9 protein-coding genes are annotated in these 13,697 nt (G+C 64.9%); 3 read left to right on the top strand and 6 right to left on the bottom strand.

Annotation, left to right across the window (positions count from 1 at the left end):
* Positions 1-78 precede the first annotated feature (78 nt).
* Positions 79-1,611, top strand: coding sequence for a serine hydrolase domain-containing protein (locus tag J0O65_RS02955; protein ID WP_215403989.1), 1,533 nt, complete (start codon positions 79-81; stop codon positions 1,609-1,611).
* Here the strand turns inward: J0O65_RS02955 and J0O65_RS02950 are convergent.
* On the bottom strand, positions 1,560-2,141 hold the full coding sequence (locus tag J0O65_RS02950; protein WP_215403988.1) for a type 1 glutamine amidotransferase family protein: 582 nt from the start codon (positions 2,139-2,141) through the stop codon (positions 1,560-1,562). The two genes, J0O65_RS02955 and J0O65_RS02950, sit on opposite strands and share 52 nt — an antisense overlap.
* Positions 2,142-2,343: 202 nt before the next feature.
* Between J0O65_RS02950 and J0O65_RS02945 the strand changes: the two genes are divergently transcribed.
* Positions 2,344-3,984, top strand: coding sequence for a phosphoethanolamine transferase (locus J0O65_RS02945; RefSeq protein WP_215403987.1), 1,641 nt, complete (start codon positions 2,344-2,346; stop codon positions 3,982-3,984).
* Positions 3,985-4,069: 85 nt separating this feature from the next.
* On the opposite strand, the gene J0O65_RS02940 is transcribed toward J0O65_RS02945, so the two are convergent.
* From J0O65_RS02940 to lodA, 3 genes are all read right to left on the bottom strand, one after another.
* Positions 4,070-4,843, bottom strand: coding sequence for a ferredoxin--NADP reductase (locus tag J0O65_RS02940; protein ID WP_215403985.1), 774 nt, complete (start codon positions 4,841-4,843; stop codon positions 4,070-4,072).
* A 296-nt stretch (positions 4,844-5,139) separates the two neighbouring features.
* Entirely contained in the window at positions 5,140-6,273 is a 1,134-nt protein-coding gene (locus J0O65_RS02935) for an FAD-dependent oxidoreductase (protein WP_251373457.1), read from the bottom strand.
* A gap of 2 nt (positions 6,274-6,275) precedes the next feature.
* Positions 6,276-8,486 (bottom strand): CTQ-dependent lysine 6-oxidase LodA, encoded by a 2,211-nt coding sequence (gene lodA / locus J0O65_RS02930; RefSeq protein ID WP_215403981.1) that lies wholly within the window; start codon positions 8,484-8,486, stop codon positions 6,276-6,278.
* A 251-nt stretch (positions 8,487-8,737) separates the two neighbouring features.
* On the opposite strand from lodA, the gene J0O65_RS02925 reads away from it, so the two are divergent.
* Positions 8,738-10,243, top strand: coding sequence for a DASS family sodium-coupled anion symporter (locus tag J0O65_RS02925; protein ID WP_215404816.1), 1,506 nt, complete (start codon positions 8,738-8,740; stop codon positions 10,241-10,243).
* A gap of 74 nt (positions 10,244-10,317) precedes the next feature.
* Here the strand turns inward: J0O65_RS02925 and J0O65_RS02920 are convergent, their stop codons facing one another.
* Together J0O65_RS02920 and J0O65_RS02915 are read right to left on the bottom strand one after the other, a co-directional pair.
* Positions 10,318-12,858 carry an EAL domain-containing protein gene (locus J0O65_RS02920; RefSeq protein ID WP_251373344.1) on the bottom strand — a complete coding sequence of 847 codons (2,541 nt, stop codon included), beginning with the start codon at positions 12,856-12,858 and terminating at the stop codon, positions 10,318-10,320.
* On the bottom strand, positions 12,855-13,697 hold an 843-nt coding region (locus J0O65_RS02915; RefSeq protein ID WP_215403972.1), incomplete at its 5' end, for a response regulator. The genes J0O65_RS02920 and J0O65_RS02915, both read right to left, overlap by 4 nt.

Here is a 13,697-nt window from a genome sequence, read left to right as displayed (position 1 = left end):
CGCTTTGTCGTCCGGGCCCCGCCAGCACGGCAGGCCCGTTTGCCCAGCATGACCCAGATTACGAGAGAGAGCCGTACGATGCGTGTTCATTTTTCATCCGCCGCCCTGGCCCTGGCGCTTGCCGCGGCGTTTCCGGCAGCCGCCATGGGCGCCAGCGCCTTGCCTGCCGCTCAGCAGCAAAGCCAGGTCCAGAGCGACATTGCCGCCTTCGTGCGCAGCGAAATGCAGGAGCGCCAGATTCCCGGGCTGCAACTGGCGGTGATTCAGGGTGGTAAGGTCGTGTTGAAGCGCAACTTCGGCCTGGCCAGCCTGCAATACCAGGTGCCGGTGACGGATGCCAGCCTGTTTTCCATCAATTCGGCAACGAAGGCGTTTGCGGGCGTGGCAGTGATGCAACTGGTGCAAGAGGGCAAGATCGACCTGGGTGCGCCCATCGGCCAGTATCTGAAGGGCTTGCCTGTCGCCTGGCAAGCCGTGACGGTGACGCAGTTGCTCAACCATACCTCGGGCTTGCCCGACGTGCTGGAGCAGCGCAGCGGCAAGCTGGTGGGGCCACAACCGGACGACGCCGACGCGGCGTGGCAAGCCGTGCAGGCGCTGCCCGTGGAAGCGGCGCCAGGCGAGCGCTACCGCTATAACCAGACCAATTACGTGTTGCTGGCGCAATTGATCGAGCGTCAAGGCGGCCAGGCTTTCGTCTCCTTCGTGCAGCGCCGGCAGTTCGACGTGGCCCGCATGCCGCACAGCGGCTTTGGCGATGCGAAGGACGTGGTCGCCGACAAGGCCAGTTCTTACGTGCTGAACCGGGGCGGCAACGGTTACCGCAACGTGATCGAGGATTTCCCCGTGTTCATGCGCGCCGGGGCCGGCATCAACAGCAATGCGGGCGAACTGGCCAGCTGGCTCATCGCGCTGCAGTCGGGCCGCCTGCTGGCGCCCGCCAGCGTGGAACGGCTGTGGCAGCCGACCAGCTTGAATGACGGCAAGCCGGGGGCGTGGGCGCTGGGCTGGCCCGCCATCGGCCGCGATGCGCACCGCGCCGTGGCCGGTATCGGCGGCGGCCGCTCGGCCTTTTATGTGTATCCGAACGACGATCTGGCCGTCATTATCCTCAGCAACCTGGCCGGTGGCCAGCCGGAACAGCTGATCGACAGCGTCGCCGGCTTCTACCTTCCCGCCTTGCGCCAGCAGCGCGGCGGCGCGTATGCCGCGCACCTGCTGCGCAAGCAGGCGGCCAGCAGCGGTTTCGACGGGCTGGAGCAGAAGCTGGCGGCCATCCGGCGCCAGCATGGCTTGTCCGCGCCCACGGAAGACGACTTGAATGCCTGGGGCTACCGCCTGCTGGGCCGGCAGCAACCGAAACAGGCGATCGCCGTCTTCCAGCTGGGCGTGCAACTGTATCCGCAAGGGGCGAATGGCCATGACAGCCTGGCCGAAGCGTACGAAGCGTACGACGAGGACGGCGCGAAGGCGTACGCCCTCACGCATTACCGCCGTTCGCTGGAACTGGACCCGGGCAACACGCACGCCACCGAGCGGCTGCGCGCGCTGGGCGCCAATCAGGCCGCCAGCACGGCCTTGCCGTGCTCGGCGCCGTGCATGGCCAGGTAGGCGGCCAGGTTCTCGTCGTCTATGCCCAGGGCGCGCAAGACTTCTGCCGTAAATGAGACGGGCGCCGTGCCGGGCGCCGTGATGACGCGCTGGTCGGCCACGGCCCAGGGCACGTCCTGGTACAGGGCGGCGCCCGCATAGCCGGTGTCGAGCAGGTTGTCGGCGCCATTGGACGTGTGGCGCACGGTGTCGAGCACGCCGGACTGCGCCAGCACGCGCGTGCCGTCGCAAATGCCGGCCAGCACCACGCCCTTGTCGCGCGCGGCGCGCAGCAGCGGGCCCAGCTCGGGCGCCTTGCCGCTTTGCCAGTGGCTGCCGCCGCACACCATCAACAAATCGAGGTCATCGAGCACAATCTCTTCCAGCGCCAGTTGCGGCGTGACCTGCATGCCGCCGGACGAGGTGACGGGCAAGCCGCCCGGCGTGGCGAACTGCGTGTAAAAGCCGTAGTACAGGCGCGCCGTGGAATTGATCAGGGCGGTTTCCCAATCGGCAAAGTTCTCGGTCAGAATGGTGATGGCACGTGTCATGAAAAGTCCTGTCGCAAGTGGAGATATGAATAAGAGTACAGGCTGGCTGGCCTGCTGGTGCCGAAAGCATAACAAGAAGCACTGACAATTTCTGTCAGGAGTGCACGAGAAATGATGGCACAAGATGCAACAGGCTGCGCTACAATCGCTGGCCCGTCCGCGCGGACTTGTGCCCGTTCAACGTTTACTAGCCATCGCCTCCATGCTGATTCTGTTTTGCCGTGTCCTGCTCAGCGTTGCTGGCTTGCTGCTGTTCTTCCTCTTCGATCAACTCAGCGCGAACGAATGCCTGAAATTGAGTGTCTTGCTGGCGGCCTTCCTGCTGGGCGTGGGCGGCATGCTGCATGCGTGGCGTTGCCGGGCCGGCGCGGTCACCGTACTGCTGCGAGTCGTCGTGCCCGTGTTTTATCTGGACGCCGCCATCAAAGGGTTTTTGCGTGGCTATTTTGGCATGCGGCCGAATCCGAATGCGGTTTTGCAGGCCATGTTTGCGACGGATCAAGCCGAAACGGGCGAGTTTTTCCTGCACAACAGCGCCGCCCTGGCGCAAGCGGCCGGCTGGTTCGTGCTCGTGACGGCGGCGGTGCTGCTGGCCGACCGCCAGCTGCTGCGCTGGCAGGCGGCGCGCCACGTTGCGGCGCCGGGCCTGCCGCAAAAGTGCTTTGCCGCCGGCATGGCCGTGTTTCTTGTGCTGCTGCACGTCAACACCACCATGCGGCGCGAAAATCCGGCCCTGTTCTGGCCGCTGCGCTACCAGCAGTACAGCGCGCAACTGGAGGCGATGCAATCGATGCAGCATGCGCTGACGGCGGCCATGGCCGCGCCGCGCGACTGGAACGTGCGCTACGCGGGCGAGGATGCCCGCACCGTCATCCTGGTGATCGGCGAGAGCACCAACCGCGCCTCGATGTCGCTGTACGGCTATCCGCGCGCCACCACACCCCAGCTCGACGCCATGCGGGCCAAGCTGCTGGTGTTCAATGACGTGATTTCTCCCGCCGCCAGCACGGTCGAGTCGATGATGACGATGCTCACGCCCGCCGACATCGGCAACCCCGATGCGTGGATGGGCAAGCCGAATCTGCTGATGCTGGCCGAGGCGGCCGGCTACAAGACGTTCTGGGTGTCGAATCAGACGCGCAACGATGGCTGGATCGGCCTGCTGGCGGGCGAGGCCGATGAAAGCGACTTCATCAACTACGGCACCGGGCGCGGGGAAAACAATTTTGACGGCAACCTGTTCCAGCCGTTCGCCCACGCGTTGCGTGACTCTGCGCCGAAAAAACTCATCGTCGTGCACTTGCTGGGCGCCCATCCCAGCTATGACATGCGCTATCCCAGCCGCTTTGCGCATTTCGACCGTGCGCACGATGCCGTCAGCGCGCAGATGGCCAGTCAGGGCCGCTCCAGCTGGATACGCAACCAGCGCGACGAGTATGACAACGCCATCCGCTATGGCGATTACGTGCTGGGCACCCTGATCGGCATGGCGGAGCAGGCCAAGACGGACCGCGCCGCCTCCTTGCTGTTCGTCTCCGACCATGGGCAGGAAGTGGGCTACAGCCGCAATCACGCGGGCCATTCCGCCTCGGACAAGAGCGGTTATGAAATTCCCATGCTGATCTGGAGTAACCGGGAAACAGCGCAATCGGCGGCCGCGCGCGCCGCGCTGGAAAGCCGGCCGTACCAGACGGACAAGCTCGATGCGACCGTGCTGGGCTTGCTGAAGATCGAAACGCCTTATTACGCGGCGCAGGACGATATTCTCAGCAGCGCCTTCACGCCCGTGCGGCGCTTCATGAATGGCTTGCAGTACCAGCGCGGCGCGGCGCTGGCCCGCTGAATCCGTCGCGCCCATGAAAAAGGCCCGGCGCCGCCGCGGAGCGCGGCGGGGCAGGGCCCCTGGGGTGCCGCGGATAACGCGGGGATTACTTCTCGGCGAACGCGCGCTCGACCACGAAGTCGCCAGGCGTCGAGGTATTGCCTTCCTTGAAGCCACGCGCTTCCAGCATGTCCTTCAGGTCACGCAGCATGTCCGAGCTGCCGCAGATCATGACGCGGTCTTCGGCCGGATTCAGTTCTGGCAAGCCCAGGTCCTCGGCCAGCTTGCCGTTCTCGATCAGTGCCGTGATGCGGCCCATGTTGCGGAAGTCTTCGCGCGTCACGGTCGGGTAGTAGCGCAGCTTGTCGCTGACCATTTCACCGAGGAATTCGTGCTGCGGCAGGTGCTCTTCCAGCAGCTCGCGGTAGGCCAGCTCATCGACCTGGCGCACGCCGTGCACGAGGATCAGCTGGTCGAAGCGCTCGTAGATGTCGGGATCGCGCACGATGCTGAGGAAAGGCGCCAGGCCGGTGCCCGTCGACAGCATGTACAGGCGCTTGCCCGGCAGCAGGTAGTCGGATACCAGGGTGCCCGTCGGCTTGCGGCCGACGATGACGGTGTCGCCCACTTGCAAGTGTTGCAAACGCGACGTCAGGGGGCCGCCCGGCACCTTGATGCTGAAAAATTCCAGGTGGTCTTCATAATTGGCGCTGGCGATACTGTAGGCACGCAGCAAGGGCTTGCCATCGACGCGCAGGCCGATCATGGTGAAATGGCCATTCGAAAAACGCAGCGACGGGTCGCGCGTGGTGGTAAAGGAGAACAGGGTATCCGTCCAGTGGTGCACGCTTAATACGCGCTCTTCATTCATCGAACTCATAGTGTTTGTTGGCTGGTCAAAAAAATGGTTAGTTGCTGGCAACTGCTGGCAAAAGTGAAACCCTGTGTAGGCCCAGACGCTATTGTACCGGCCCGCACATGAAATTGTTACCGTCTATCGCCGCCAATGCTGCCGCACGCGGTGCCGACATTATAGTGCGGTTGACAATTTCGGGCTGGAATTTGCCCGGAAACAGGCTGTGGGCATGCGGTCTCTTGACCTGGCTCAGTTTTCCGCCGGGGGCGGCGGGATGGGGCCCGGGGCATGCGCGCCCCGGGTTTGCGGCGGCGACGGCGCTAGGCCCGGACGTCGCCGGCGGCGCCTTGCCGGCCGGCCCGGCGCTGCCAGAATGGCGCCTCCGGCCAGCGCTGTTCGGCGCCGTAGAAGCCGCGCCGCATCTGCAGATAGGTTTCGAACGCGGCGAAGACGCTGCGCCGGTAGCCCGACGCCATGCCGTGCTCGCCCGCCAGGAAGGCTTCCGCCACCCGCGCCGCATGGATGCCCGACGCCATGGCCTGGCCGATGCCCAGCGAGGAGATCGGGTCGAAGCAGGCGGCCGCATCGCCCGCCGCCGTCCAGTTCTCGTCGGCGGGCAGCGACGCCACCCGGCTGTGGATGGCGTAGTGGCGCACGGCGTCCGGCGCGCTCAGGCGCGCCACGATATCGCGCACGTGCAAGGTGCCCATGCCGGCCTCGCGCCACGGCGCCGCTTCCTTCAGCCGCAGGCGCTTGAGGATGTCGGCATCCGTGATGAAGGCCAGCGCCACGCGGTCGCCGGGCAGGGGCGCGGCGTAATACCAGCCATGTTGCGTCGTTTCCACCAGGGTGCGGTGCGGCAGGAATTGCGGCTCTTGCAGCTGATAATAGGTGTACAGCGCCACCAGCGAGTCTTCCGTGTGAATGGGGCGCTTGCGCTGGCGCACGATGGCCGCCTGCTTGCCGCTGCAATCGATCAGGTAGCGGGCCGTCAGCGCCACGTCCTGGCCGTCGGCCGCCACGCGCAAGCGCCACGGCTCGCCGTGTCCGGGCTGCGCAAGCTGCACGAGTTGCGCCGGGCGCCACAATGCCACGCCCGCCTGCCGCGCCTGCTCCAGCAGGATGGCGTCATATTGCCTGCGGTCCAGGTGCAAGCCGTGGCCGTGGCTGCTGAACACGGCGTCGCGCGACATCAGCTCGGCGCTGCCCCAGGCGGCCGCGTGGGAAAACGCGGGCAGCTGGGCGCCGTCCAGCAAGTCGCGGCCCACGCCGAGAAAGTCCAGCATGGAAAAGATGGACGACGATACCGTTTCACCGGCCCGGTAATCGTCGAACAGCTGCTTTTCCAGCAAGGCGACGCGCAAGCCCGTGTACCGCGCCAGGGTCAGGGCGGCGGCAGTGCCGGCGGCGCCGCCGCCGACAATGACGACGTCGTAGTCGCGCGATGAAGACATGCTCAATGGGAAAACCTGCGCCGGTTGGCCGGCATGATTTTCTTCGGCGTGTCGTGCAGGGCCACTTGCGCGCCGCCGCTGGCAAACAGCTGCGATGCCTTTTCGGGCGCCGTCTGCGGGTCCTCATCCTTGAGGAACCACGCGGGCAGGTAGTTGGCGTCGTCGCCCGTGACGAAGCTGCTGACATTGCCGACCCCGACGCTGGCAGCGACGAACCTGGCGTGATTGCGCTCCTTCTCGACAAAGTACGGGTACTGGCGGCCCGACTCGGCATCCTGGTTCTGGTTCACGATGAAACCCAGGTAATGCCAGGAGCTGATCATCTGCGAAAAACTGTTCATGCCGCGGCTGTACATCACCTGCATGCCGGCCGGCACGCCGGCGAGCGCCTGTTCTTCCTTGGTGGTGGCGCCGTTGATCACGTTCCACGGGCTTTGCGGCGGCCACCAGTAGGCGTAGTAGGTGGGCGGCACGGGAATGAGCGTATCGGGATTCTTGACCAGGTCCGGATTGTCGAAGTTGATCATCTGCACGGAGCAGTCGTAGAAGTCCGCCTGCCACGGGATGGCCATGCGCTTGGTCAGGTCGCCCGGCTCGCAGCCGCTGCCGACGGTCGGATCGTTCCAGTCCAGCGGTTCGCACTCGTCGCGGCCGGCCGACAGGCCGTTCTTCTCGTAGTCGGCATCCACGCGGTGCAGGATGGCGTACGGTTTTTCATAGATGACGGGATTGCGCACGCTCCACGTCACCTCGATGCCGGGGCACATCGGTTCGCCGACGCAATTGCCGATGGTGGCGTGATCGAGCGGGTCGATGCCCGGCAGCGCGAGGCCTGGCGCGGTGGGGGAGAATTTGCCGGCTGCCCATTGCTGTAAGGCAAAGTATTGCGTATCCGTCAGTACCGAAAACTTGCTGATGACGTTGTTGCGCACGGAATTGCTGCCCGAATTCAAGGGCACCAGGGGAATGCCCGCGCCGGGGTTGTCCGTGGTGGCCGCGCTGAACAATTGTCCGCCCTGGCCGCCCGTGAATCCCGGCACCTGTTCCGGCGTGCCGGGCCGGATGGCCGACGGCTTCCTGAAGTAGCTGAGGAATTTTTCGCGCTGCGGCCGGTTCGCTTCCGACGCATCGGCCACGTCGAAGGCAGGGCGGATGAAGGCCGTCATCGACGGCACCGTCGCCACCCACTGGTAATCGCCTATCCTGGCAAGGAATGGCTGAATGTCCTGCGCGTAATTGACGACATAGTCGGGGTTCCAGCCATCGCTGCCGCTCCAGCGGGCCGTGTCGTAGGCTTCGGGCAGCGCGTTCTTGTATTTGATGGCCATGTCGGCCACGACATCATCCCAGGTGGAAATATTCACCAGCTCGGGCGCGAACTTCGGCGAGCCGATGACCACCCATGCTTTCAGTACCACGGGCGCGCTGCCATCCTTGAAGTGGATGGTCGCGCTGACGGGGCCGTCGCCCACATCGTCATTCCACGTATCGCCGCCGCCAAAGCCCGTGATGCTCTCGGAGCCGCCGGCGCGGCCATAGGCGCCGATCACCAGCAGGTTGCCGCGGGTATCCGTGCGCATCTCGCCCAGGGTGCGCACCGGATAACCTTGCGTGATGGCTTGCGGGTCGGGGAAGGAAACATGCTTATAAGCACCGGCGCCATTCTTGTCGAAATGGGCTATGCCCAGCGGCGCGTCCAGCGTGCGCGGGCCCGGATCGACGATCAGTGCTTGCCGTGCCGCCGCGCCCGTGACGTCGCCGTTGCGCAGATTGGTCCAGGACGTGGGCGTCAGCTTCCAGGCCGGCGGCGTATTTTCCCAGGTTTCATAGCTGTTGTAGGGGCCAAACATCAAGTCGCCCAGCAGGGGGATGAAGTTCCACCAGGCCGCCTTCTTGTTTGCCACGTGCACTGTCCACTCGATGCGGGCAATGCTCGGGTCTTGCATGTCGACCAGGGTCTTTGCGCCGGGGCGGGCCGGGTCGGACTTGTAAATCTTGAAACTGGCTGCCTGGCGCCGCACGCGACCGGCCGCATCCTTGAATTGGGCAACGCGGACCGGCTTGCCATCGACCAGCAGCGGATCGTTGTTGCCATCCGCTTCGATGGGCAGCCCGCCTATCGTTTCCGGCGCCAGGTAGAACGAATCATGGCTGTTGCCCACGCGGGCAATGCCGATGGATGGGTGGATGGAGTACTGTTCCGTGCGATTCATCAAGTGTCCCCTCAAAGGTTGGCAATCCTGGTGGCATATCTGGCGGCGGCTAGCGGAAAAGATACAGAGAAAAATTAATAAAAAAGTCACCTATTGTCACTCGCCGTCAATATTTTCCGCCGCTCTGATATCGCGCAAGTCAACGATTCAGAAATTTGCCGGCGCGCGCAGGCGTAATGGAGCAGGGTACTTGCGCATGAGCTTGTATGATGTTGCTAAAAAGAACTATCCCATCCGAGAAGGAAATCATGATGTATAAAACCGTGCGCGACCTGTTCCTGCATTTCAAGGAAGCCGTCCCATTCCGCCTCGTCCCCGCCCTGATCTGCACGGCCTTGCTGGTGAGCATGCTATTGCTGCCGGCGCCGGACGGCTTGACGCCCAAGGCCTGGGGCCTGGTGGCGATTTTCCTCACCACCATCCTGGCGATCATTTTGAAAGTCATGCCGATCGGCGTGATGGCGATGATGGCCATCGTCATCGTGTCCTTGTCGCAAGTGACGTCGACCTCGTCCAAGGGCGCCATCACGGATGCGCTCAGCAGTTTCTCGAATCCATTGATCTGGCTGATCGTCGTGGCGATCCTGATTTCGCGCGGCCTGAAGAAGACGGGGCTGGGCAGCCGCATCGGCCTGCTGTTCATCTCGCTGCTGGGCAAGCGCACCATGGGCATCGGCTATGGCCTGGCGATTTGCGAACTGGTGCTGGCGCCATTTACGCCTAGTAACACGGCACGCGGCGGCGGCATCGTCCATCCCGTCATGAAATCGATCGCCAACGCCTTCGATTCGGACCCGGCCAAGGGCACGGAAAAGAAGGTGGGCACCTACCTGGCCCTCGTCAATTACCACGCCAACCCGATCACCTCGGCCATGTTCCTGACGGCCACGGCGCCCAATCCGCTGGTGGTCGACTTCGTGGCCAAGGCCAGCGGCCAGAGTTTCCACCTGACGTGGACCACCTGGGCCCTGTGCATGCTGCTGCCGGGCCTGGTTTGCCTGCTGCTGATGCCCTTGATGATCTACTGGCTGTCGCCGCCGGAACTGAAGGCCACGCCGGACGCCGTCACCTACGCCAAGGCGGAGCTGAAAAGCATGGGCCCGCTGTCGCCGTCGGAAAAAGTCATGCTGGGCACCTTCGCCTTGCTGTTATTGTTGTGGGCGAACGTGCCGGCCATGCTGTTCGGGCCCGCGTTTTCGCTCGATGCGACGGTCGTCGCCTTTGTCGGCTTGTTCGTGCTGATCATTACAGGCACCATCGACTGGGACGACGTGCTGTCGGAAAAGAGCGCCTGGGACACCCTCGTGTGGTTCGGCGCGCTCGTCATGATGGCCGAGCAGTTGAACAAGACGGGCGTGATCGCCTGGTTCTCGGCCGGCATGAAGGCGGCCATCGTCGCCAGCGGCATGGACTGGCTGCCGATCGCCGCCGTCCTGGTGCTGGTGTTCGTCTTCTCGCATTACTTCTTCGCCAGCACGACGGCCCACATCAGCGCCATGCTGCTGGCCTTCCTGACGGTGGGCTTGCACCTGATCCCGGCCGCATACCACGTGCCGTTCATGCTGATGATGACGGCCGGCTCGGCCATCATGATGACCCTGACCCACTATGCGACGGGCACCTCGCCCATCATCTTCGGCAGCGGCTTCGTGACGATGGGCAATTGGTGGCGGGTCGGCTTCATCATGTGCGTGCTGGAACTGCTGACCTTTGCCGTCGTCGGCACGCTCTGGTGGAAGGTGCTTGGCTACTGGTAAGGCGCTACAACTGGCGCGCCAGCGTCAGCAAGTCCTTGAGCCGTGCCTGCATTCCGGCGAGCGGGCATGGGCGCCTACGCGGCGCGGTTGCCGATCTCGACGCTATGGGGACCGAGCGGTGGCCGTTGCACGCCCGATTCGAAGCGCTGGAAGGCTTCGCGCAAATGGTCTTTCAGCAAGGTCTCGTCCCAGGGCTTGGTGATGAATTTGTAGACGGAGCCTTCGTTGATGGCCGCCGTGACCGAATGCAATTCAGGATAGCCGGACAGCATCACGCGCACGATTTCCGGATAGATGCCCTTGATGCGGCGCAAGAGCTCGTTGCCGGACATGCCCGGCATGCGGGCATCCGTGAGAATCACGCCCACCGCATGGGCGGCCACCAGTTCCAGCGCTTCCTGCGGCTTGCTGGTGCTGAGTATCTGGTAACCCTCCTTGCGCAGCGAGCGGCGCAGGGCCGACAGGATATGCTCCTCGTCATCGACCAGCAGCAGCACGCGCTGCGGCGCCTCGGCGTGGCAGCTTTCGGGCGGCAAATGCGTGCCGGCATGCAGCATCAGATCCATCTCGGCGCCGGGCAGGGGGCGGCTGAAGTAATAGCCTTGCATGGCGTCGCAGCAGTTGGTATTGAGAAATGCCAATTGCCCCTCCGTTTCCACCCCCTCGGCCACCGTGGTCAGGTGCAAGGACTTGGCCATGGCGATGATGGAGCGCGTCAGCGACGCGCCATCGACGCTGTCGGTCACGTCGCGGATGAACGATTGATCGATCTTCACGACGTCGATGGGGAACTGCTTGAGGTAGGACAGGCTGGAATAGCCGGTGCCGAAGTCGTCCAGCGACAAGGTGACGCCGATTTCCTTCAACTGTTCCAGCGCCCCCACCACGTGCTCGCGGTTTTGCATCAGCACGCTTTCCGTCAGCTCCAGTTCCAGGCAATCGGCCGGCACGCCGCTGTCGGCCAGCACTTCGCGCACCAGCTGCGGCATGTCGACCTGGCGGAACTGGCGCGCCGACACGTTGACCGCCATCGTCAGGTGCGTAAAGCCGTAGGCGTGCCAGACGCCCAGTTGCGCGCAGGCCGTGCGCAGCACCCATTCGCCGATGGCCACGATCATGCCCGTTTCCTCGGCCAGCGGGATGAAGCGCTCCGGCGGCACCATCCCGATGCCGTCGCGGCGCCAGCGCAGCAGCGCTTCCAGGCCGTAGATTTTGCCGCTGGTGAGGTCTACCTTGGGCTGGTAATGCAATTCCAGTTCGCCCAGCGCCAGCGCCTGGTGCAGCGCATGTTCGATTTCGGCCCGCTCTTCCACCAGCACGCCCATCTTGTGGTTGTAGAACTGGTAGCCGTTGCGGCCCTTGTCCTTGGCGCTGTAGAGGGCCGCATCGGCCGTCTTGAGCAGCATGTCGCCGCTGTCGCCGTCGGAGGGAAACACGCTGGCGCCGATGCTGGTGCTGACGTGCAAGGTATGCTCCCCCAGCACGAAGGGGCCGATGAAGGCCGCCAGCACTTTTTGCACGATCTGTTCGGTCGTTGCGAGGTCGGGCAGGTCGGTCAGCAGGATGACGAACTCGTCGCCGCCCTGGCGGGCCACGGTATCGCCCTCGCGCACCGCCACCTTCAGCCGGCGGGCCACCTCCTGCAGCAGCGCATCGCCCACCGGGTGGCCGTAACTGTCGTTGACGAACTTGAAACGGTCGAGGTCCAGCATCAGGGTGGCCAGGTGCAAACGGGTGCGGCGGGCATGGGCGATGGCTTGCCCGATGCGGTCGTTCAGCAACTGGCGGTTGGGCAAGTCCGTCAGCGCATCGTGGTTGGCCAGGTACTCGATGCGCCGTTGCTGCAGCTTGCGCTCCGTGATGTCTTGCACGGTACCGCGCATCAGCAGCACTTGCTGGCCTTCGCGCACGGCGACGGCCTGGTGGAAGACGATGCACTCGCCGCCGTCCGGCCGCAACACCTTGTGTTCCAGGCCGAAGCCGGTACCGCTGGCATGCAGTTCCATGAAGGCTTCGAGCAGCAGGGGCCGCTGGTCCTCCGGCAGGCATTGCAGCAGGCGCTCGAAGCTGGCGGGGCCGGCATCGGCTTCCAGGCCCAGGATGCGCGACAGTTCCGGCGACCAGTAGCCCTCGCCGGCGCCGACCCGGTATTCCCAGTTGCCGAGGCGGGCCAGCGCCTGCGCGTGGCTGAGGCTTTCCTGGATGCGGCTCAACTCGGTGAGCGCGCTGCTGGCCCGCAGCAGGTAACGCAGCCGGTGCGCCAGCAAGCGCCATTGCATCGGCTTGGAAATAAAGTCGCTGGCGCCCGCGTCCAGCGCCTGCTTGATGGAGTCGTCGTCATCGTTGCCGGTGAGTACGACGATGGGCACGTGCGCGCCGCGTGGCAGCCGGCGCAGCAGGGCGCAGCATTCGAAGCCGCTCATGCCGGGCATGGCGACGTCGAGCAGGATCAGGTCGGGCACGCGGCGCTGGAAGGCGGCCAGCGCTTCCAGGCCGCTGGCCGCTTCCTCGATGCGGAAACCTTCCGGTTCCAGCGCTTCCGTCACCAGAAAGCGCGTCATGGCGTCGTCATCGACCACGAGGACCAGTGCTTGCGGGGGTAGTGCGGTATTCATATGGCTTCCTTCTCAATAGCCAGGGCGGCGAGGACACGGTCGAGTTCTTGCTGGATGTCGCGGATATGGCGCAGGGCGCCGCCGACGTCGTTGCCGCGCGCGTAGTGTTCGATTTCACGGCAGGTGGCCGACAAGCCCAGCGCGCCCACGTTGGCGCAGCTGGACTTGAACGTGTGCGCCGCCAGTTGCAGGGCCGCGGCGTCGCTGGCCTCGGCGGCCACTTCCAGCAGGCCCACCAGGCGCGGGGCGTCTTTGTAGAACAGGTCGATGATGCGTCCCAGCACGTCGGGACGGCCGGGACGGCGCATGGCGCGCAGGTTTTGCAGGGCGGCGGCGTCGAGGATGTCGCCGCCAGCCACCGCCGGTAGCGGTTGCGCCGCCGTCACCGGCGTCTGCGCGCCCGCCGCTACGGCGGGCGTCGCGCGCCAGCGGGCCAGCGCGGCCAGCAGGGCGGAGCGCGTGTACGGCTTGGCGAGGTAATCGTCCATGCCCGCGTCCAGGCACAGTTCGCGGTCGCCCAGGATGGCGTTGGCCGTCAGGGCGATGATGGGCGTGCGGGCACGGCCTTGCTGGGCTTCCATGCGGCGCAGGCGCCGGGTCGCTTCGAAGCCGTCCATTTCCGGCATCTGGCAATCCATCAGGATTACGTCGAACGGCTGGCGTTCCCACAGGGCCAGCGCGCGCCGCCCGTTGTCGGCCGGCGTGGCCGCGCAGCCGCTGTCTTCCAGCATGGCCAGCGCGATTTCCTGGTTGATCGCGTTGTCTTCCACCAGCAGAATGCGCAGCGGCAGCGGCAGCGACGCCGCGCCGGCGCCGTCGGGCGCGGCGGGCAGGGTGGG

The organism is Janthinobacterium sp. JC611 (assembly GCF_018682595.1).
Lineage (GTDB): Bacteria > Pseudomonadota > Gammaproteobacteria > Burkholderiales > Burkholderiaceae_D > Janthinobacterium.
This window is presented reverse-complemented; position numbering and strand designations above follow the sequence as displayed.